Raw genomic sequence first — 20,861 nt, 5'->3', positions numbered from 1 at the left:
GTTTCAGTATATCGCTGAAAAAAAATAACGCAAGAACAATTCTGTTAATGCAGCAGCCTATTTTTAATTTAAATTGTAGGTTGGATCGATCCATGCTAAAATGCTAAATCACACTTACGGTAGGTATCATCGGCTATGGAAACCTCGCGCGGGAACTGCGACAGTTGTTGGCTCCGTTTCATTGTAAACTACACGCCTACGATCCGTGGCTTCCCGATACACACCTACAACAGCAGGGGATACAGCCGATGGGGCTGGAGGAACTGCTGATCACGCCCTTTTCGATATCGGCAGAATGGTTACAGATGACGTTGAAGCCATCTCGGTAGGATTACCGCCGATCCGTATGCAAGTCGCACACCCCGAACTTGTCGCAAGACGTTGAGCTCAATGTCGCAAATCCCTCAATTAATACGGCAATTCAATAGATAACGTCGACAAAAACTCATCTGCTACGCGGCGATTGTATACACGGGCTGCAATGACTGAGCCGTAGATGTTGCCGACATAGAAAATACCGCTGATTGTGCCGAGCGTCCACCCTTTCACCGACGAAAGCCCATCTCTCTGGAAACCGTCGTAAGCCTGCCAACCCGTTAAACTAACCATGAACAAAGAGGCGAACGCATCGCTGAGCCTTTCTGTATAGAGCCGTCCAGCCCCAGGAATGATCGTGGAGAGAATCCCAGCCAAAACCGGACTACGCGTCGGCAACCGAGTGCCCATCTCTGCATAATCGTGATACACTATCGCTTTTTGGCTGACCGAATCCACTTCCGATCCCCGCAACGTCTTGAAAACTTCACCCGCTTCGGACCACTGTTTTTGCATCAGATAAGACAGCCCAATTAACTGCTCGGCTTCGGCGTGTTGCCGTGTATCTGTTATATCCGGCAGCGTTTCATGTAGAAACAGGGCAGTCTGTTCAAACTGATCTGTCAGAAAATAGGTCGCACCCATCTGATAGTAAACACGGCTCATAAACCGACCTTCAGGGTGCATCCGTAAAAGCATCTGAAAATTCTGGAGCGCTTGTTCGGTTTGACCCGCAAAACGATAACAAAGGGCAATTCTATAGCGAATCTGCTCGCTTTCTTGTGGCTGATAAAAGAGATAACGTTCGTATTCACCGGCTGCGCGGAGGTAATCACCTTGCTCATACAGAAAATCGGCGAATTTACGGACGTTTTCGGGGGCATAGTATTCAATAGATTCTTCGGCGGCTACGCAGGATAGGAGCGTAAGAGTGAAGAAAATTAGGAACAGGAATTTGGGTAATTGGGTGGTGTTCATATAACTCACAGGTGTTTTTGCTTGAGTATTTCTATGTATTTCCGTCAGGTTGAATGAGGGGACTTGCCACTTTACAACATTTATTTTTAGATCCGGTGCGGTTAGAAACCGCACCTACCGGGCCTGGGAAAATAAATATTACTGAATTAAATACTTAAACTTCATAAAACCGCACCTACCGGATGTTATAGGGGACAGAATTATTTAAAAGTTGCATAGTTTGAAACGGGGTCAATGTATTTTCCTGTTATCTCATCTTTATGGTAATGCTGCGTCTGAGACCCATTGCACCGAAGGAGTCTATCCGCGGTCAACAGGATCCCTCGTCCGAGACCATATTCCTGTATACACGCCATACCGAAGTGGGAACATGTCGGGTGGAAGTTGCATGACGGACCGTCTTGGCTGGAGACAAACTTCTGATAGAGTCGAATCAATCCCATCGCAACGAGTTTTAGTTCGGAAGGTGCCTGTGGATTAAAACGGACAGTTTCCTGTGCTCTCGGCATTGTAATTGGGTTGACTTTACGAATGAATGTTAGGTCCGCGGCTTCACCCGCAAACGCAGGTAAACCCCAAAAAACAACGAACACACAGGACACACTGAAAAGGACAAAACGGTTTACCATTTGATCTCTTTGACCTCTATCGATTCAGGAATTGTGAAATCGAGTATTGAATTTCGTGGTTCTACGTTTACCTGTGGATTGCTATAGATAACCTGTTCGCGTTGGAGCACTTCAGATTTCTCACGGTAGGTGCTGGAAGTAACCATCAGCGGAACATAGTTCATGCCGACTTTGCTGTGGTTCTGATAGTGCGATCTGGCGATGATATAACCTTTCGGATTCTTAACTTCGGCAGAAATAAGTCTGTCGTCTTGCATACCGAGGATAACAGGACCGAGCGTATCTTTCGCTTTCTTAGGCGGACTCCAGTAGCTATAGAGCACTCCGTTTACGATATCGTGCTTTTCCAAAGAATACCCGATCGCTGTCAATCCGTGCTCGGCTTGTGTGGACTGGATAATGGACTCAACAAACGGAAGTGGAATCCGCCCTTGAGAAATAAATCGAAACGCCTGTTTCTCTATGGGATAATAAATTTCAAGGGCGTTGTCCTCTATAATCATTATTTGTCTAAGAGGCTCGACGACCTCAATGACAACTCGCGCCTCTTTTACATTGTAGTGAAGGGTCCCTGCAATGTGCTCGGTTTTGTCGTTTTCGGTTAATTCGCGCGTAAAGTCCAAAGAGAGTGTCTTTAATGGTGCTGCATGGAGCACACCAACGCACAAGAGTAAGAACAAAAATATTAGGGAAATATGAAAGCTTTTAAACACTTTACTCTTTACAATGCCTCAACGGGATTCTTTGGGAGTTTTAGCTGCGTGCGAACGGCTTGGCGCACCTCAGTGCATACGTGCATAGCATGCTGGGTATCCTCGGAGGTTCTTGAATCCCCCGGATATCGAGGGTCCACTGCATACGTTGTTATTCTCTTAAAGTCAGGCTGCCAACGGGCCCACGTCGGAAGTGTTTGGACAATCAGGTCCAGTAATTCTTGAAGGTTATGTGTCCTTGGAGTATGGATGTTTGCCTCCTGCAGCCACGCCTTTAAATACTTTTCAATACACTGTTGGACATGAAAACAGATAATATCATGCAATGGATTTGGTGCTTGCAGAAGCTGCTGGACAGCCGCATAATCGTTTTCAGCCTTTTCTATCCACTCCAACGTCAATGGGTTCATGCCGTTCTTCTCCTTTTCGGCAAGGTTTGTTCCGTAATGCATGAATCGTAGGTTTTTGACGTTGCAGGCTGCATCAGAACCGTGAAGCACTTCTCCTTTTTCGGTGATATCGCGGAGAAACCAGTCGTTATATGAAACGCGATACGCAATTTCTTCTGGAGAGCGTACCCAGAGGTCCATACTGAAACGACGCGGAATCTGTTGATGAATTTCAAGTGCCTTACGAGTAAACTCTGACTTCGGAATGTCCATCACAACAAGCAGATCTACATCCGAGTCCTCTGTCGGCGTGCCGTAGGCATAGGAGCCAAAAAGGATTACTTGGAGCGGTGCGAATCTCCGAACGATATCATCACATGTCGCTTGAATATCTTCCCGGGTAACCATGTGAAACCTCCTTTTAATCAGAGTATAACATACTCGATAAGGGTTTGTCAAGACTCCCGGTAGAGAGAAATTATGATAGCGATGCCTGCTGTAGGAGATCAGGATTTGCGAAAGCGGCATTTGGCGCGCCGTCAAAAATTACTGTCCCCTCGCGTAATAAGAGGACACGATCAGCGTATCTTAAGGTGAGTTCCGTGTCGTGTGTTGCAAAAATGAGGGTTTTATTTTCGCGACGGATCTCGTCGCAGAGTTCGTCCATCAACTGGTGGAGATGGTGTGCATCTTGACCCGTGGTGGGTTCATCAAGCAGAAAAAGATCAGGGTATAGGGAAAAGGTTGCTGCGACAGCAACCCGTTGGCGTTGTCCTCGAGAGAGCGAATAGGGTGCCTCCGAGTCAAGATTTCGTAAATCAAACCGCGCAAGCGTTTCATCAATTCTATTTTCGAGAATCTGTGCGGGGAATTTGAGGTTTTTGGGTCCGAATGCGACTTCATCTCGAACCGTCTCCGCTTGTAGTAATAGGTCTGGATCCTGAAAAACGATACCAACTTTACCTGCCAACTGATGAAGTTTCGGACGATCGGACACCTTTCCAGCAAGGACAATTTCCCCTGCCGCCGGACGCAACAACCCCGCGATGAGATGGATCAAGGTCGTCTTCCCAGAACCGTTTGCCCCCATGATAGCGAGGACTTCCCCACGCGGCACCGCGCAAGAGATTGAACGCACCGCATCTTCACCGGTGTTCGGATAACTGAATTGGAGTTCTCGGATGCTAAGGAGAGGATTTTGAGATGTTATCTCACCAGCACCCTTTCGGGATACAGTTGAGGGGACCCCGCGCGAGGCTTCCTCGGTTTTCGGAACCTGCACACCCAAACGCTGATATGGCGTGAGATCTTGAAACGCCTCCGCTTCGGGCAGGTCCAGATAGAGTCGCCCTGCGTCCATCAGCCATACACGATCACACAACGGAGCGACCTCTTTGGTTCGATGGGTTGCCAAAACGATTGTTATGCCTAACTCCTTATTCAACTTTGTGACGATAGTGAGGATATCGCGTGTTCCATGCGGATCAAGATGGCTCGTTGGTTCATCTAACAGCAGGACGCGCGGTTGCATAGCACAGACAGCCGCAAGCGCAACGCGCTGTTTTTGACCGCCAGAAAGCGATGCGATCTCCCGCGATGCAAAGTCGGGAAGTCCCACCTGTTTCAAGGCAATAGCAATCCGTTCCTTAATTTTGGAGGGAGGAAAACCGAGATTCTCGAGTCCAAAGGCGATTTCGTCTTCGACTCGCGTGCAAAAGAGTTGATCGTTGGGGTTTTGGAAGAGGAGAGCGGTCTGTTGACACGTTGTCGCCAGGGGCTGCGTAGCGAGGTCTTGACCGTTAAGACGCACCGTTCCGGTAAGCGTTCCTGCCGAAGCATGCGGAATCAAACCGTTCAGTGTCCGCAGTAAAGTAGATTTGCCGCATCCGGTTGGGCCCGTCAGTAGCACAAACGCTCCCGAAGGAATGCGTGTCGTAATACTGTGCAGCGTCGGGGTCTCACGACTCGGATAGGTAAAACCGAGATTTTCTATCTCAATAGACGCCATGGTCTAACTAACTGAGTCCTTCAATCTGGACAGGGACAGAACCGAAGAGTTGCTCTAAATGCCGTTGGACAGAGTCTCGGAAAGCGTCAAAAGATTCTTGGACGTTCTGCTTGAAATCGTCGTGGAGTTGCTCGTGTTGCGCACGAACCCGGGTAAAGAGATTGTGGACATACATCTGGAGCTCACCGAGTCTTTCAGTCTGTGCCTTAGCGAAAGTGCCGACAGCCGCTTTAAAAGCATTGAACTCCGCGTCCAAGTACTCCTTGAACACCGACTTCTGAAACCCGGCAAGTGCACCGTGCGCTGCGTATCGGAAATCCTCGTGAATCGAATCGTACTCCTTCTTAACACGATCAAAGAGTTGCCGCGAATAGTTCTGAATCTCACCCATCCGGTTGTCCGGTGCGTGTGAAAACTGTGAGATCTCCTCCTTAAACGTATCCATTTCGTGATCTAGGAACTTTCTGAAATCTTCAACAGCGATCGTATGACGCGTCGTTTTCTCCAGGTGGTAACCCATGACCGCCAGTCGCACGGCTTCCGGGAACATCTTACGATGGTTTTTGAGTGTCTTGAACAAATAGCGTGTGTACTCCCAGCCTTGTCTGGAGAAAAGTTGTTGCTGGACGGATCTCATAAAGGCACGTAATTCTTCCATCCGAATCGATCTCACATTGTGTGATGTATGCGGCATGTGCTCAAGCAGCGTCAAACACCGTGCGAAATAGTTCTTTAGGGTCGGATCATAGAGCGTCGAAACAACCCGTCGATATTCCGCCATAAGTTCCTCGCGCGGTATTTCCGGTACAAAATTAAGGGTCATGTCGGTCTGATTTCCGCTGGACTCCCCAAGCAACCGATCTTCCTGTTTCAGTCGGTGCCACAGGTCGGTCTCTTTTAAAGCCGTCAGCAGTCCTGCCATCGCCATCGGTATACCGGCTTCCTGAATAAAATTGATGTGAGAATCAAACTCGGTGTCCCCATCAAGCCCGATAATAAATCCGCCTGTAACCTCCATCCCCTTGCTCTGTATCTTCCTGATTGCCCGCAAGAGGTAACTCCCGGCTTCCTCCTCCTTGCTGGTGTTCTGTCCTTTGGAAGTGCTGAGGAGTGCTTCATCATTGGGACTCTCAATGCCGAGGAATACCATGTTAAAACCTGCCCCGCTCATTGCGTCGAGCATATCTGGGATTTCCACGAGGTTTACACTGGCTTCGGTATAGAGCGAAAACGGGAATTGGCGTTCCTCCTGCCATTGTTGCACAGCCGGCAATAAACGCATCGCATCGCGTTTGTTACCGATAAAATTATCATCCACAACGAACATCGCACCATCCCAACCGAGTTTATAGAGCATCTCAAACTCACCGAGCATCTGTTCATTGCTTTTCGTGCGTGGCACGCGTCCAAACAACTTCGTAATATCGCAAAACTCACAATTAAAAGGACATCCCCGCGAAAACTGGAGTGCCATTGATCCGTAAGCGTTGATGTTAATAAGGTCGTAACGGGGGGGTGGCGTCTTCGTGATATCCGGTTTCCGCTTCTCGCGATAGATATCTTGCGCACTCCCACTCTCAAAATCGGTTAAGAAGTCTTCAAATACCTCCTCAACTTCACCAAAGAGAAAATGGTCAATCTCAGCATCGGTTTCCTCTTTGATATTATCATAGTAGGAGGTCGGGTGTGGTCCCCCAGCGATGATAGGGACTGAGGCGCGATTACAGCGTTCGGCAACTTCATAAAGCGAGTCTTTTTGAACGATCATCGTCGATGTCAGCGCGACATCCGCCCATTCGAGATGCGCATCCGTCAGCGGTTCAATGTTCATATCAACGACTTTTAGGTTATAATTCTTGGGGAACATTCCGGCGATCGTCAACAATCCAAGCGGGGGCATCGATGATTGTTTACCAAGAAATTCTAAGGCGTACTTAAAACCCCAATAGGATGGCGGGAATTTTGGATAAACAAATAAGGCATTTGGCATAATATATATCCATCTCCTTGCGGGCGAACTTCCATGCCCATATTGCCAAAATTTTTTGAATATTTTATAAATTTAATGACTCCTATCAATTATGATACCACAATTTCAAATTTTTATCAAATTTTTTCTTCACAAGGTATTGCATTAACTGACAATTGATCTCCCACAAGATCGTGATCACGGAACAGTCTCTATTGAAGCATTGGTTGCCTGTAGCATCCTGTGCATGTTAAAATTACTTTCGACGCATAGGTGCTGATCCAATGGAGAGGATAGATGTATAGATCCCAACTTCCACAATTCATACTATTTTTCAGTGGCGTTCTCTTTTGTCTGGCAAGTCATCCGCAAACACTGTTGTATGGCGCAGAGGATCTTGAACAGCGCACTCCCGCGGAAGAATCAATCATATCACCAAACGAAGATACAGAAGGAACGGCACAAGCCTATTACCGTATTCGCCACCTCCGTTTTAATGGGAATACCCATTTAAATGAGAAAAAACTGATAACACTGTTTGGATGGCAGGAAGAAAAATCCTATTCTCGTGAAGAAATTATAGCGGGGTTTGAACGCATCGTAACAGGTTATCGGGATGCAGGCTATATATTCGCAGAAACATCTCCCACCATCACAAAGATTTCTGAAGATGAACACGGCAACGGCGAAACGTCTATATCTATCAGCGTAGAAATTGTTGAAGGCAAACCGCTCCGCACTGGGACGTTAACATTTTCGGGAAATCAACGCTTTTCGGAATCGGAAATTCGAGACCAATTCGGGATAAAAGAGGGAAGATCCTTTACACAGGTGGCATTGGAACAGGGAATCGAACGCCTCCAAGCGTTTTACAGTGAACATGGATACCCGAAAATCGAGATCGCGCCTCAGAACATCCAACTTTTGCCAGAAACAGGCACCATCAATTTCGAGTTGAATATCCGAGAAGGGGCACAGATTCGGATCGGTGAAGTCAAGGTAAGCGGACTCAAGAAAACCAAAACGAAGGTGGTCCTTCGGGAAATGCACGTGAAACCGAATGACAACTTCAAGCAGCGTGATATCGACACAAGTTATCGTCGCTTACGAAATTTGGGATATTTCTATCAAGTTGATCCAAACGTGTTGGAAGCGGGTGGAACAGAAGATAGCATCAATTTCCACGCCCGAGTCACCGAAGCACGCACAGGACAATTGAGCGGGGTTGTCGGATATGCGCCACCGGAGTCAGACGTTGACGCTGCCCCACAACTCACGGGTGTGCTTGAAGCCCGCGAAACCAACCTCTTAGGAACGGGCAGACAGGTTAACTTGTATTGGAAATCTGGGCTGCTGAAGATCTTACGGGTCGGCTATGCAGAACCGTGGATATTTGGCAACCCCCTAACCATCGGAATAGAATACGGGCAACTCGAACAACGTAATCCCAATAGCGGACAGCTCCAAGGTTTTGCTGATAATGCCTCAGAAACCGTTTCCGAAGAACAGTCGGGGAGTATAAGTGCAACAACGAACTTCGGACGCGTCTTTGAAGGAATTATGACGTTGGGCTATAAACGGATTAACGTGCCAAATGTAGGTACCCCTTCAGTGATACCCTCTACGCTCGATTTCCAAACGCCTATCCTTCCCGATCCAAGTACTATTTCGCCCACCGAACCTACGCCCTACATCGGCACGAAATACAGTGTCACACTCCGTTTAACACGAGATACCCGTGACTATTTTCTCAACCCGACACGCGGACGGCGGGATAGTATCGCTTTTGAAGTGTCACGGAGCGATTTTCGTCTCCGAAAAGCATGGCTTTCTCTACAACAATATTTTCCAACATGGCGAAAACAGACAGTTGCCGTTGAACTCCACGGTGCCGCCGCATGGGGTTTTACGACGCAGCTTGCAAGCGAATCTAATATAGCTATCCCGCCAACCGAACTTTTCTATCTCGGGGGTGCGACCACTTTACGAGGATACGATGAAGACTGGTTCTCTGGACCGCGCCGTGTGTATGCCAACCTCGAATACCGATTCCTCGTCGGACCGGATTCCCAAATTTTTGTGTTCACGGATTTAGGGGCTGTCACCTTGATTGAAACCCCCTCGGTCTTCGATACACTTCGTGTCGGTTATGGATTTGGGGCACGGCTTGAATCCAGAGGTGGCATCCTACGCATCAATTACGGACTCGCCGCGGGAGACTCCCTCTTGCGAGGAAAAATCCACGTTAATCTCGGCGCGGCGTTTTAGCGTCTACCTTTTAATTTGCCAAGTGCGGAAATATGTTATAAAATTATATATGGAAGTAATAACCAGAATATTCAATTACTGGAGGTTTAGATGACCAAAAACAAGAAATTACAGAGTTGGGTCGAAGAAGCCGCCGCGCTTTGCGAACCCGATTCTATCTACTGGTGTGATGGTTCTCAAGAAGAAAACGATCGACTCTGTGAAGAATTAGTTCAAAAAGGGACCTTTATTCGCTTAGACCCCGAAAAACGTCCAGGGAGTTACCTAGCGCGTTCTAACCCTGCCGATGTCGCACGCGTTGAAGACCGAACGTTTATCTGCGCGAAAACGCCACTCGAAGCAGGACCGACAAACAATTGGCACGATCCCGATGAGATGAAAGAGACCCTCAAAGGGCTTTTCAAGGGTTGCATGAAAGGCAGGACGATGTATGTTGTGCCGTTCAGCATGGGACCGCTCGGTTCCCCCATTTCACACATCGGCGTTGAAATTAGCGATTCCCCCTACGTTGTTGTGAACATGCGGATTATGACACGCATGGGCAGTGCCGTCTTAGATGTCTTAGGCGAAGACGGTGACTTTGTGCCGTGTCTACACTCTGTCGGAATGCCATTGGAACCCGGACAAGCCGATGTCGTCTGGCCCTGTGATTCGGAGAACAAATACATCGTCCATTTTCCCGAAGAACGTTCCATCTGGTCCTACGGTAGCGGCTACGGTGGAAACGCCCTGCTCGGCAAAAAATGCTATGCCCTCCGTATCGCCTCTATTATGGCGAAAAACGATGGATGGATGGCAGAACACATGCTCATTTTGGGACTCACGAGTCCGGAAGGCGAGAAAACTTATATCGCTGCAGCGTTCCCAAGTGCCTGTGGTAAGACGAACCTCGCGATGCTGACGCCAACCATCCCCGGTTGGAAAGCAGAGACCATCGGTGACGACATTGCATGGATGAAATTCGGTGAAGACGGAAGGCTCTACGCGATTAACCCTGAAGCAGGCTTCTTCGGTGTAGCACCCGGAACATCAATGGACACCAATCCGAATGCAATGCATACGCTCGCCTCAAACTCAATCTTCACGAATGCCGCCCTCACAGAAGATGGTGATGTCTGGTGGGAAGAGATGAGCGAAGATCTCCCCGAAACCCTCACCAGTTGGCTCGGTGAAGCGTGGCATCCGGGTGATGAAAAAACAGCGGCACACCCAAATTCACGCTATACCACCCCCGCAGCGCAATGCCCGATCATCGATCCGAACTGGGAAAACCCGAAGGGCGTTCCAATTTCGGCGATCCTTTTCGGTGGACGCCGTGCTACGACTGTCCCTCTCGTATTTGAAGCGTTTGATTGGCAGCACGGCACCTTCATTGGCTCCATCGCTTCCTCCGAACGCACAGCCGCCGCAGCAGGCACGGTCGGTGAACTCCGACGCGATCCGATGGCGATGCTCCCGTTCTGTGGCTACAACATGGGCGATTACTTCGCACACTGGTTAGAGATGGGGAAAAACACCGATGCCAGCAAACTGCCGAAGATTTTCTACGTCAATTGGTTCCGTAAAGACGCTGACGGTGGATGGCTCTGGCCCGGCTTCGGAGAAAACAGTCGTGTGCTGAAATGGATCGTGGAACGTGTCTCTGGCACAGGCGAAGCAGTTGAAACACCGATCGGTTACTTACCCAAATCTGGTGCCATTGATACCAGTGGATTAGACGTAACAGACGATCAGATGGCAGAACTGCTGGACGTAAATGTCGAAGAATGGCTCAACGAAATTGAATCCATTCGAGAACATTACGCGCGCTTTGAGGAAACACTGCCCGAAGCGTTATCCGATGAATTGGCGGCGTTAGAAACACGTCTGCGTGAAAAGCAATAAAACCGACCTATCCGATTATAGGGTGAAGTCTCTGTGCTTCGCCCTATTTTGTCTACTACAGCGATAAGGAGAATGATATTGTCAACAAAACCATGTCCTACAAGTCCTTCCCATGCGGAGGACATTATTCACCCACGCGTCCTGCCTTTCGTAATGGTTCACCTTGCATGCCTTGCGATTTTCTGGGTGGACGTTCAACCCATCGACTGGATTATATGTGGTGCATTGTATGTTATCCGTATGTTTGGCATTACTGCTGGATACCATCGTTATTTTTCCCACCGCTCCTTCAAAACAAGCCGCGGATTCCAATTTTTTCTGGCATTTCTCGGTCAGAGCTCAGCGCAACAAGGCGTGCTCTGGTGGGCGGCGAAGCATCGCGAACATCATAAGTACTCCGATACAGAGCAAGATATACATTCCCCAATACAACACGGATTCTGGTATTCTCACGTGCTGTGGATTTTCTCTAAACGCGGTCGGACCGCAGATTACAGTATAATTAAGGATTTCCAGAAATACCCAGAACTGGTTTGGCTGAATAAATGGGACATATTGCCCCCGTTCCTCTTAGGTGTTCTCGTTTGGGCGATTGCGGGTTGGTCAGGACTCGTCGTAGGATTCCTCGTGAGCACGGTGATCCTTTATCACGGGACATTTACGATTAATTCTCTCGCACATGTGATAGGTAAACAGCCGTATGTCACGGGGGACCATTCACGCAACAACCTATTCCTCGCTATTATTACGTTGGGGGAAGGCTGGCATAACAATCATCACCACTTTCCGAGTGCTGCACCGCAAGGATTTCGTTGGTGGCAAATTGATGTCACGTACTATATTCTGAAAACCTTGTCCTTCTTTAAAATCGTTTGGGACCTACGTCTGCCACCGGCACATGTCGTTGCAGGTAAGCGTAGACTCTCTCTAACAACCATCGAAAATGCTGCACACCAACTCGCTGCGAGTGTTTCGATTGAACACATCGGTAAAACGGTTTTGCAAGCGTGGGCACATACGCCAAAGTTAGAAGAACTCCGTAAACGCGCTCGCATCAGCCAATCGGAGGTAGAAGCGTTCCTCAAAGAGATGAAAATCCTTGAGTTGCCGCCCATTGCAAACCTGAAACACCGAGCACAAAATATGTTTGCGCATATCCCATCGCTAAACCCAATTATCGAACGAGCAAATCAGATTCTCGTTCAGGCAGTTTCGGTATGGTTAGTCCAAAACCATGTTTACGACACGGGGCTTAGGGTGTCGTGAATGTTAATGTTGATTCTTTTCAGGCAATGTGATATCTTAAGTCCAACACCTCATTCAAGAAGAACCACTGATACAATCTGTTATTGAAGGCAGTCGTCGCTTACACAAATTCATCCTGCTTTTGAAAAAATGATGAAAACCGCCAAATTCACCATAATCTTAGCTATCTTTCTTGTAGGAGGGATTTGTAATCCCGACATCCAAGGTGCCCCTTTCACCTACCACTGGGAAATAGATGAAACCCCGGAAGGCAGCGAAAGTGCTACCGTGGTTGAACCTGTGCAAGTGACGCTGCTGGATGAACCGATAGAAATTGCCTCACATAGTGCTTCTTTAGCGTTGATGCGGAAGTATTCTGTACATTTGGGACCTGAATGGAGTACAGGGCATGCCTACAGATTGCTCCAAACTTTTGAATCTATCCCACAAGAAACGAACAACCCTTACGCGGACAGTCCCGGAGTAGCATCCTCTATTTGGAGACTTAGCGACCTTCATATTCAAGATGACATTTCGGTAGAATACCGAGACGGTCAGAGAACAACCACTATTGCTGAAGAAGCGTTTGTGCATGCCACACCGCTGTTAGCAAAATTGAAGGCGTTCGAGGTCGGTATTTCTCTAAACGCCTTCATAATGCTGTAGCGGTGTTTATTTTTATAGATTACAGACAGACGAAACTTCACTCATGCGCAAAATGGTTATCCTGAAATAATTTTTTCTATTTCTCTGGCTCTGAGTAGTCTCCATCGTAAGTTGACCTTGGTTTGTAGTAGGGCAATTCATTGCCCGTCAATATATATTTAGAACGTGAGATGAATCGTTCTACTACAAACACACCCGCTTTTAGTAAAAACTATTAATTTTGAACCTGTCTATAAACTTTCCTGTTCAAAGACTGCATCCGTTCCTACCTCAATTCTAACCGGTGCTAAATACGGACGGATGGCTTCCGTATCTACACCGACACCGAGTCCAGGTAAATCCTTTATCCGAACCATTCCATCGGATTCAACCTCGAACGGTTCCGCTACCAACCGCTGCGACAATTCCGATCCCGCCGCTGGATATTCTAATAAGTTAAAATCAGGGTTCGTCGCGAAAACGTGAAATGCGGCGGCAAGACTCAGGTGGCTCTTAAACGTGTGGTTGACGTACTGGATACCATGCTCTTCCGCGAGCTGACGGACCTGGAAAGAAGGCAGAATCCCTCCGATACGTCCCGCGTCAATCTGCACGAACTCGATCCCGCCGTGGACGATAATATCTTCTGCCATCCGGTAGGTGTTCGATCCTTCACCTGCTGCGATACGAACAGATGGGTTCCGACGCGTTAGCGCACCATAGGCCTCGACTGCATCGGGAGCAAGGGGTTCCTCCAGCCACGTTGGGGAAAATTGTGAGAATGCCTCAGCACGCTGGTAAGCCGTTTCGTGATCGCTCTCCCAGACAACGCCAGCGTCAATCATAATCTGGGCTTCTGTTCCCATCCCTTCACGCGCTGCACGCACGAGTGCGATGTCGTGTGCCTCGCCGAATTTTCCCATCGGTCCCCAACCGAACTTCGCAGCACGGTATCCTTGTTCGCGTAGCCGTGCCGCTATGCGATAGGTCGCTTCGGGGGTATCTCCAAAAAGGACAGAGGCATACGGTAGTTTAGGGTGTGCTGTGCTGGATGTTCCTGACATCTCGGCGAGGAGACGGTAGATAGGTTTATTTAACTGTTGCCCAACAACGTCCCACAACGCTATTTCAGCACCACTGTAAGCGTGCTGTATCTGTTGAATATCCAATCCATTTCGGAGTGTCTTTTCACTCAGTCGGAGTATATCATCGGGTCCGTCAAGCGTTTCGCCAATGAGTGAACTGCGAATATTGATGATATTTCCGTGAGACATCGGGCAACAATAAACCGCCAGACTGACTAACGGCGACGCATCACATTCACCCCAACCCTCAAGTCCTGTATCCGTTTGAATACGGACTAAAAGTGTGTCTTGTGTGCCATCTGCCGCAGTTGTGATATCTGGCATCCGCAGATAAAAGGGATCGACGGCGGTGATTTTCATTCTCTATTCCCCACGATCTTCTGTAGTGTCAATCGGAGGAATAGCAGCATCGTCTTGTTCTGTTCGTGGGGTAGGGAACACACGCATCACCGAAATCAGGAACCAACCGAGTAACCCGACACCCGCGCCAATACACATCGCAATGCCCGCGCCTCTCGGTGTGGCGATCTGATCCATCGTCTCTCGGTCAAGTTCGCAGGAGAGGTTTTTAATATGTCTGACAGCGATTGTCCGTTTCTCACCATCTTGGACGTACTCAATCATCGGTGCTGTGTTGCCGTCTATTGTAAGATCCGTGCTTCCTGAAGGGGTATTGATCTCGATCACGTCTTCTCCGGGGTCGCCTATCCAACTCGCTTTCATACCCCTTATCCCGTCTGCATCACGGATGGGTTCAACGCGCGTCCGATACAGCATATTCCCTAAAAGCGTGAAGGCGATGTCTTTGGATTTTGATAAAGCATTTCCCAATTTTTCTGAATTCACGACTTTCTCCAATCGTTTTGATATCCGTTCCCTACACAGGGCACGCACAAATATCTATGTGAATTAAATCTGCTAATTTATCGTTTAAGGAATAATAAGATTGCTAAGATGCATTATAGCGGAAAATCTCCTAAATGTCAAGACCTCTCTACCGCGTAAAAAACTATTGACGAATCAGATATTTTGTGCGAAAATATAAATAAGGTTGTACCTGAAAACAGATATTCGTTAGAAACGCTATAGACAAAGGTTGGTTCTTGGCAGGTTATCCTTTACAGTGTTCTACGACACCGAAAATAAAATCCATCTTGTACAGTGAACATCGTGCACAGAGGAGTTTTCACATGCGGAGTGCCCCGGTTTCATCGAAAAGTCAAACGCCTTATGAACGACAAATTCCGCTTTTTCCGTTACAGACGGTCTTGTTCCCCGGCGGATTTTTACCGCTGCACATCTTTGAACCCCGTTACCGGACGATGGTTAAATTCTGTTTAGAACATCAGTCCGAGTTTGGAGTTGTGCTTATCAAAGAAGGAGAGGAGGTCGGTGAAGCCGCAACACCCTATGAAATTGGGACAGCTGCCCGTATCCTTCAAGTTGAACATTTAGACGACGACCGCATGAATATTATCACAGCTGGTGAATACCGCTTTCAGATTCTGGAAGTTCAGGAGCATCTCTCCTATCTTACAGGTCGGGTCCAGATGTTAGATGACTTGGATACAGAAATTGAATCGGTATCTGAATTACTCACGACACAAGCTGAAGAATTGTATACGGCATACGAAAAGTTATCCAGTCGATTAATTTTTGCTTGGAGTCCACCTGAAGAACAACCGGATGATCCGCGGGAACTCGCTTACCAAGTCGGCATACGGTTACGGATTTCCCTTGAAGAAAAGCAAACCTTATTGGAGACAATTCCGTTAGAGCAGCTCCTCACACGCGAAATCGAAATTCTGACCGATCAGAATCGGCGGATCTCTTTTCAACTGGCGGCGCAAAACAATTGAGAAGGACACAATCACGTTGGACGAAGTTAGCAGACTTCCCGTATTGAGACGCTCGCTCCTACGGCACACAATCCTATCTGCAACGCTATAATACAATGGCACTAAAGACTCCCATCCATCAATTTACTGAAACCCGGTCGATCCAGATTACATCCCGGGATTTCTTCTATGTTAGCAATCTCTTATCGGTTGCTCGGCTCCTCACGGTGCCTTTTATCTTTTACTTTATTTACCGTGCCCAGTGGGTCGTCGCTATTGCCTGTGGTGCAGTCGCCGTTATTACGGATCTGTTAGATGGGTTCTTTGCCCGGCGTTTGAAGCAGCACACTGAACTCGGTTATATCTTAGATCCGGTGGCAGATAAGCTCGCGCTCTCCGCAGGAATCTTTGCCCTCGCTATATTCCATTCCAGGTTTCCCGTATGGGCATTTCTGGTGATTGTTGTCCGTGATACCTTAATCGTACTCGGCAATGCAGTCTTGGCATATAAGGCGAAGATGATCACCCGTTCTAACCTGTGGGGAAAATGTACCAGTTTCTTTTTGTCAGTTGTTATACTGCTGTATCTGCTCCGTCCGATAATTCCATATTTACCGAGGAATATTGAATTTTACGGACTTTGTCTGGCGTTAGTGTTTGTATTTATCTCAACGGTGAGTTATGCTCACCACATGTTTCGCGTGTTGGAAACACAGAACCGTTAGTAAATCCAAATCAAGATAAGAAAACCTAACAACTGCATCTTGAGACTGTGAAATGCACTTCCAGATGCATGTTAAAAGGAAATACCGTGATGGCTTACAAAGAACTCGCAACGAGAAAACCTTTTATTGTTAACAAGAACTTAGGCAGTGCCGTTGAGGTCGAACCCGAAGATCTAACACAAACCACCGCCGATGGTGTACCCGTCGTTGTTCCAACCCAGAAGCAAAAATACGATTTTGACCGCAATGGCTGGCTCTTAGTTCCGAGTGTTTTGTCGGATACCGACATCGTGGAAATGCGTGAATTCTGCCAACGTCTGTCCGAGGCACCCGAACGCATTCCAGAACCGGAACGGTGTGCCCTCGGGGGTCCACTTCAAAAACTCGCTGATCATCCGGTTGTCGTTGGGTTTCTGAATGAATTCTTGGCATATCCACCCGCAGCGAGTGAGGATTGCTACGGGTTTCGACTGGAAGAAACAGCGGCATCCGTAGGGAATATCGCAACGCCTCCTGATATCCAGTCAGGACTTCACAAAGGAAATGGATTGTTTCGCTTACCAGGGGATTCTCATCTCTATCGGTGCGTGCCGGGACGCGGCTGGAGTGGGTTGACACGTGCTGTATGGGAACTCACCGAAGTCACTGCCCACACGAACAGCATTCGGTTTATTACGGGGAGCCATAAAGCCGCATATCCGATACCAGAAGCCTCGCAGAATCCAGATTCCCCGTTGTGGGAGACGTATGAATGCCCGCCCGGTTCTCTCTTTCTTTTCACGGAATCTATGACGCAGACGCAGGTTCACGTCAGTGCTGCTGAGCGGGTCACTCTCTCGAATTTGTATAATACGGTGGCGAGTCGTTGGTCGAATTGGTTACCGCATCCGCAGCTCATTGAAGCGATGCCCGTCAAACGACAGACACTCTTCCGAGAGGCGTATGCAGGCGGCAACGTCGTGAATGGAGATTTTAATCAGCGGACATCTGCTTATCCCCCCGACGTTTAAAGGAACGTTAATACCTATACCGCCCTAACCGAACCGCAAGGAAAAATTAAAAAATGGAAAAACAGACAGACAAAAATCAGCAACCTTGGCTCGGTGCATTGTTGCCACCGGATACCTGCGAATTTCCGACCCGAAACGCCGACGGTTTCGCGATTCCTGAGTTGACTCCTGAACAACGTTATGCGTTTGATACGCACGGTTGGTTTCTGGTCCCAGAGGTATTTACCGGATCAGAACTCAAGGAGATGCGTGATTTCGGCTGCCGACTACACCACGACCCGGAATCTATTCCAGAGCATGAGCGGAGTCCCGTCGGGGGTCCCTTGCAGAAACTCATCGACCATCCGCTTGTTGTTTCACTCCTCAACGAATTCACGGCGCATCCGGCTGTAACCAGTCCAGAGTGCTACGGTTTTGCTGTTGAAAGTGCGAGCCTTTTTTATCGCGCGCCCGGCATGGGGCACTTTGGACCCCACAACGGCAACGGTTTACTCCGTTTTCCCGGTGATGTTCACTACTACAACGCCTTCCCCGGCAAAGGCTACAGCCCGCACACCCGTATTGTATGGGAATTGAACGAAGTAAAGAAAGGACAGGGCGGCACGCTTTTAGTAACCGGTAGCCACAAATCGGTTTACACCGCACCCGCTGATATCCAAAATCCTAATTCCGATATTTGGGCGACTTACGGCTGCCCGGGCGGTTCACTCCTCTTTTTCACAGAAGCACTCACCCACAGTGCCACGGAGTGGACGAATACTGAAAACGATAGGATCGCCGTTTTTAACCTGTATAGTCCTGTTGACAGCGGTTTCGCGAAGGTATACAAGCCACCTCCAAAACTCCTCGCTGAAATGCCCCCGCTGCGGAGAACCCTGTTCCGGGACCGGTATGTCGTCGACAATCCCAACGGCACGCCATAGCAACGCAAAGGAAAACCAACGGAGTCATTATGTCTACAGAACAACCGAACGTCCTCTGGATTTATGGTGAAGACCTCTCGCCGGACCTCGGCTGTTACGGCACCCCCGCCGTGGCAACACCAAATGTTGATCGGCTCGCGTCCGAGGGTGTTCGTTATACGAACGCTTTCGTCACATGTCCAGTCTGTTCCCCAAGCCGTTCCGCCCTGATGACAGGAACCTATCAGACACACTTTGACGCACACAACCATCGCAGCAATCGTGATAAACCCTTGCAGGCGGATATGAAACTAATCACCGATTGCTTCCGGGAAGCAGGCTATTTTACTTGCAACAGTCCAGGGCCCCCTTATGACCGCCCCGGAAAAACCGATTTCAACTTTCAGCGCGAACACCCCTTTGATGGCATCGACTGGCGCGAACGTCCTGAAGGGCAACCCTTTTACGCACAGATTAACATCCCTGATACACACCGCGTCTTCAAGCCTGACCGAGAGCGTCCTATCTCCCCGGAGGCTGTCGAATTGCCCCCTTACTATCCCGACCATCCGCTTGTCCGAAAGGATTGGGCACTCTACCTTGAGAGCATTCAAATTTTAGATAAGAAGGTCGGACAAATCCTCAAACGGCTGGATGATGAAGGACTCTCGGACAACACGATCGTCTTCTTCATGAGTGATCACGGGCGGGCGCATATCCGTTGTAAGCAGTTCCTCTATGATGGCGGTATCCATATCCCACTCATTGTTCGATTGCCTGGGGGCGTTGAACCTGGGACTGTTGATGATAAACTCATCAGCGGCGTTGATTTCGCGCCGACAGCACTATCCCTCGTTGGGATTGACATTCCTGACTTCATGCAAGGGCAAGTTTTCCTCGGAACCGATGCAACATCCCGCGACGCAATCTTCGCAGCGAGAGATCGATGTGATGGAACGGATGACAGAATCCGGTGCATACGGACACACCGCTATAAACTCATTCGCAATTATCACCCTGAGCGTCCCTATATGCAATTCAACGGCTACAAGAAGCAGCAGTATCCACTCTGGGCATTGATGCCGTTGTTATCAGCAAAGGGTAAGTTATCCGACGCCCAGCAGCATTTCATGAAACAGACGCGTCCGCCTGAAGAATTATACGATCTGGAAGCGGATCCCTCTGAAATTAATAACCTCGCCGCGGATCCAGATTATGACACTCTCCGAAACGAACTCGCAACGCAGCTCGACACATGGATGGTAGAAACAGGCGATATGGGAGATATTCCCGAATCCTCAGAGGTCACCACGTATTGGGACGAGAATATGGCGGAAAGGTTCAAGCAAGACATGGAACAACGCGGACTCTCACACGATATAAGCGATGCGGATTACGTCGCATGGTGGGAAAATCACCTACTAACTTAACGAGGAACAATATGAAACACCGATTCGGGTTTGATGCCCCAAAAAATAAACCGATCGAAGCCTCGATCCAATGGGCAGCGGAAAATGGGTTTGGATATATCGACTTCCAAGCCGATGTTCCACCAAATGACATAGCCTCATTTGACGCAAAGCGCGTCCGCAAAGTTCGAGATCTCTGTGAAACACACGAAGTTGCTATGGGTATTCATCCTTCGTCGGCGATCAACAATGCCGAGTACGTGCCGATTATGTCTGAAGCAGTCGATAACTACCTTTTTGCCAATTTAGAACTTGCCCAACGCCTTGGGTGTGGGTGGCTCATTGGGCATGGTGGTTATCATTTCGGAGATGTCGCGCAACGCCGTGATGCTGCGATTGAACGCATCCAGCGATTGGTCGCGCGGGCAGAACAGGCAGAGATAGTCATCTTCTTTGAGAACCACAACCGAGAACCCGAACACGCCGAAATCCATTATATCCCCCATAATGTTGAAGAGACACACTGGTTTTTCGATGCACTTCGTTCTCCGTATCTCAAGTGGGCGTTTAATGTCGCACACGGGCATCTCGTTCCTGAAGGATGGCAAGGGTTTTTGGAGGCTTTCGGTGTAGAGAACATCGGTCAGGTCCGACTTAATGACAATACCGGTGAGTATGAAATCCATCTCATCCCGGGAGAAGGGACGATTGATTTTGCGGATCTATTTGCGCAGTTGAATGGGCGCGGCTATGAGGGGTGGTTTAGCCTCGGTTTCGGGGATGACACAGACAAAGTGCGCGTCCGAGATGAATTCGCTGCGCATTTGTAGTGGTAATTGTCAATCTTGA

General features: G+C 48.6%; 19 protein-coding genes and 1 pseudogene. 11 read left to right on the top strand and 9 right to left on the bottom strand.

Annotated features, from left to right (window positions below; translation table 11 throughout):
• Positions 1–107 precede the first annotated feature (107 nt).
• Positions 108–329: a hypothetical protein gene (locus tag F4X88_01080; GenBank protein ID MYA54863.1), complete on the top strand. Its 222-nt coding sequence runs from the start codon at positions 108–110 to the stop codon at positions 327–329.
• 79 nt (positions 330–408) lie between these two features.
• Here F4X88_01080 and F4X88_01075 read toward each other — a convergent pair whose 3' ends face one another.
• The 7 genes and pseudogenes from F4X88_01075 to F4X88_01045 all read right to left on the bottom strand — a co-directional run bounded on the left by F4X88_01075 (position 409) and on the right by F4X88_01045 (position 7,022).
• Positions 409–1,293 (bottom strand): tetratricopeptide repeat protein, encoded by an 885-nt coding sequence (locus tag F4X88_01075; protein MYA54862.1) that lies wholly within the window; start codon positions 1,291–1,293, stop codon positions 409–411.
• 200 nt (positions 1,294–1,493) lie between these two features.
• Positions 1,494–1,922 carry a membrane protein insertion efficiency factor YidD gene (yidD, locus tag F4X88_01070; GenBank protein MYA54861.1) on the bottom strand — a complete coding sequence of 143 codons (429 nt, stop codon included), beginning with the start codon at positions 1,920–1,922 and terminating at the stop codon, positions 1,494–1,496.
• Positions 1,916–2,545 carry a hypothetical protein gene (locus tag F4X88_01065; GenBank protein MYA54860.1) on the bottom strand — a complete coding sequence of 210 codons (630 nt, stop codon included), beginning with the start codon at positions 2,543–2,545 and terminating at the stop codon, positions 1,916–1,918. Before F4X88_01065 ends, yidD begins: the two co-directional genes overlap by 7 nt.
• 98 nt (positions 2,546–2,643) lie before the next feature.
• Positions 2,644–3,045 carry a HEPN domain-containing protein gene (locus F4X88_01060; protein MYA54859.1) on the bottom strand — a complete coding sequence of 134 codons (402 nt, stop codon included), beginning with the start codon at positions 3,043–3,045 and terminating at the stop codon, positions 2,644–2,646.
• A 72-nt stretch (positions 3,046–3,117) separates the two neighbouring features.
• A pseudogene (locus F4X88_01055) lies at positions 3,118–3,432 on the bottom strand (nucleotidyltransferase domain-containing protein).
• Between the two features lie 70 nt (positions 3,433–3,502).
• Positions 3,503–5,032 carry an energy-coupling factor ABC transporter ATP-binding protein gene (locus tag F4X88_01050; protein MYA54858.1) on the bottom strand — a complete coding sequence of 510 codons (1,530 nt, stop codon included), beginning with the start codon at positions 5,030–5,032 and terminating at the stop codon, positions 3,503–3,505.
• Positions 5,033–5,039: 7 nt separating this feature from the next.
• Entirely contained in the window at positions 5,040–7,022 is a 1,983-nt protein-coding gene (locus F4X88_01045) for a DUF4070 domain-containing protein (protein ID MYA54857.1), read from the bottom strand.
• 276 nt (positions 7,023–7,298) lie between these two features.
• Between F4X88_01045 and F4X88_01040 the strand changes: the two genes are divergently transcribed.
• The 4 genes from F4X88_01040 (at position 7,299) to F4X88_01025 (ending at position 13,064) form a co-directional block, all read left to right on the top strand.
• Positions 7,299–9,269 (top strand): BamA/TamA family outer membrane protein, encoded by a 1,971-nt coding sequence (locus F4X88_01040; protein ID MYA54856.1) that lies wholly within the window; start codon positions 7,299–7,301, stop codon positions 9,267–9,269.
• A 90-nt stretch (positions 9,270–9,359) separates the two neighbouring features.
• Positions 9,360–11,153, top strand: coding sequence for a phosphoenolpyruvate carboxykinase (GTP) (locus F4X88_01035; GenBank protein MYA54855.1), 1,794 nt, complete (start codon positions 9,360–9,362; stop codon positions 11,151–11,153).
• Positions 11,154–11,225: 72 nt separating this feature from the next.
• The gene (locus F4X88_01030) at positions 11,226–12,419 is read left to right on the top strand and encodes an acyl-CoA desaturase (GenBank protein MYA54854.1); all 1,194 of its coding nucleotides are present in this window, start codon (positions 11,226–11,228) and stop codon (positions 12,417–12,419) included.
• A 132-nt stretch (positions 12,420–12,551) separates the two neighbouring features.
• A complete protein-coding gene (locus F4X88_01025; GenBank protein ID MYA54853.1) occupies positions 12,552–13,064 on the top strand; it encodes a hypothetical protein in 513 nt (170 codons plus the stop codon).
• Between the two features lie 230 nt (positions 13,065–13,294).
• Here the strand turns inward: F4X88_01025 and F4X88_01020 are convergent, their stop codons facing one another.
• Positions 13,295–14,488 carry a mandelate racemase/muconate lactonizing enzyme family protein gene (locus F4X88_01020; protein ID MYA54852.1) on the bottom strand — a complete coding sequence of 398 codons (1,194 nt, stop codon included), beginning with the start codon at positions 14,486–14,488 and terminating at the stop codon, positions 13,295–13,297.
• Between the two features lie 3 nt (positions 14,489–14,491).
• Positions 14,492–14,974: a hypothetical protein gene (locus tag F4X88_01015; protein ID MYA54851.1), complete on the bottom strand. Its 483-nt coding sequence runs from the start codon at positions 14,972–14,974 to the stop codon at positions 14,492–14,494.
• A 344-nt stretch (positions 14,975–15,318) separates the two neighbouring features.
• Here F4X88_01015 and F4X88_01010 point away from each other — a divergent pair, with 344 nt between their 5' ends.
• From F4X88_01010 to F4X88_00985, 6 genes are all read left to right on the top strand, one after another.
• Positions 15,319–15,987, top strand: coding sequence for an ATP-dependent protease (locus tag F4X88_01010; GenBank protein MYA54850.1), 669 nt, complete (start codon positions 15,319–15,321; stop codon positions 15,985–15,987).
• A 95-nt stretch (positions 15,988–16,082) separates the two neighbouring features.
• Positions 16,083–16,691: a CDP-alcohol phosphatidyltransferase family protein gene (locus F4X88_01005; GenBank protein MYA54849.1), complete on the top strand. Its 609-nt coding sequence runs from the start codon at positions 16,083–16,085 to the stop codon at positions 16,689–16,691.
• 68 nt (positions 16,692–16,759) lie between these two features.
• The gene (locus F4X88_01000) at positions 16,760–17,701 is read left to right on the top strand and encodes a phytanoyl-CoA dioxygenase family protein (GenBank protein MYA54848.1); all 942 of its coding nucleotides are present in this window, start codon (positions 16,760–16,762) and stop codon (positions 17,699–17,701) included.
• Between the two features lie 53 nt (positions 17,702–17,754).
• Complete coding sequence (locus tag F4X88_00995; GenBank protein ID MYA54847.1) at positions 17,755–18,624, top strand: hypothetical protein; 870 nt, start codon at positions 17,755–17,757, stop codon at positions 18,622–18,624.
• Between the two features lie 29 nt (positions 18,625–18,653).
• The gene (locus F4X88_00990; GenBank protein ID MYA54846.1) at positions 18,654–20,033 is read left to right on the top strand and encodes a sulfatase; all 1,380 of its coding nucleotides are present in this window, start codon (positions 18,654–18,656) and stop codon (positions 20,031–20,033) included.
• Positions 19,859–20,842, top strand: coding sequence for a sugar phosphate isomerase/epimerase (locus F4X88_00985; protein ID MYA54845.1), 984 nt, complete (start codon positions 19,859–19,861; stop codon positions 20,840–20,842). The genes F4X88_00990 and F4X88_00985 overlap by 175 nt, the downstream gene beginning before the upstream one ends.
• Positions 20,843–20,861 lie beyond the last annotated feature (19 nt).

Source organism: Candidatus Poribacteria bacterium (assembly GCA_009839745.1).
Taxonomy (GTDB): Bacteria; Poribacteria; WGA-4E; order WGA-4E; family WGA-3G; genus WGA-3G.
This window is presented reverse-complemented; position numbering and strand designations above follow the sequence as displayed.

Excerpts from the sequence above, each read along its gene's own strand:
- F4X88_01060 (MYA54859.1), bottom strand. The coding sequence starts at position 3,045 with ATGAACCCATTGACGTTGGAGTGGATAGAAAAGGCTGAAAACGATTAT.
- F4X88_01005 (MYA54849.1), top strand. The coding sequence starts at position 16,083 with ATGGCACTAAAGACTCCCATCCATCAATTTACTGAAACCCGGTCGATC.
- F4X88_01035 (MYA54855.1), top strand. The coding sequence starts at position 9,360 with ATGACCAAAAACAAGAAATTACAGAGTTGGGTCGAAGAAGCCGCCGCG.
- F4X88_01025 (MYA54853.1), top strand. The coding sequence starts at position 12,552 with ATGAAAACCGCCAAATTCACCATAATCTTAGCTATCTTTCTTGTAGGA.
- F4X88_01075 (MYA54862.1), bottom strand. The coding sequence starts at position 1,293 with ATGAACACCACCCAATTACCCAAATTCCTGTTCCTAATTTTCTTCACT.
- F4X88_01045 (MYA54857.1), bottom strand. The coding sequence starts at position 7,022 with ATGCCAAATGCCTTATTTGTTTATCCAAAATTCCCGCCATCCTATTGG.
- F4X88_00995 (MYA54847.1), top strand. The coding sequence starts at position 17,755 with ATGGAAAAACAGACAGACAAAAATCAGCAACCTTGGCTCGGTGCATTG.
- F4X88_00990 (MYA54846.1), top strand. The coding sequence starts at position 18,654 with ATGTCTACAGAACAACCGAACGTCCTCTGGATTTATGGTGAAGACCTC.
- F4X88_01010 (MYA54850.1), top strand. The coding sequence starts at position 15,319 with ATGCGGAGTGCCCCGGTTTCATCGAAAAGTCAAACGCCTTATGAACGA.
- F4X88_00985 (MYA54845.1), top strand. The coding sequence starts at position 19,859 with ATGGATGGTAGAAACAGGCGATATGGGAGATATTCCCGAATCCTCAGA.
- F4X88_01030 (MYA54854.1), top strand. The coding sequence starts at position 11,226 with ATGATATTGTCAACAAAACCATGTCCTACAAGTCCTTCCCATGCGGAG.
- F4X88_01020 (MYA54852.1), bottom strand. The coding sequence starts at position 14,488 with ATGAAAATCACCGCCGTCGATCCCTTTTATCTGCGGATGCCAGATATC.
- F4X88_01050 (MYA54858.1), bottom strand. The coding sequence starts at position 5,032 with ATGGCGTCTATTGAGATAGAAAATCTCGGTTTTACCTATCCGAGTCGT.
- F4X88_01040 (MYA54856.1), top strand. The coding sequence starts at position 7,299 with ATGTATAGATCCCAACTTCCACAATTCATACTATTTTTCAGTGGCGTT.
- yidD (MYA54861.1), bottom strand. The coding sequence starts at position 1,922 with ATGGTAAACCGTTTTGTCCTTTTCAGTGTGTCCTGTGTGTTCGTTGTT.
- F4X88_01000 (MYA54848.1), top strand. The coding sequence starts at position 16,760 with ATGTTAAAAGGAAATACCGTGATGGCTTACAAAGAACTCGCAACGAGA.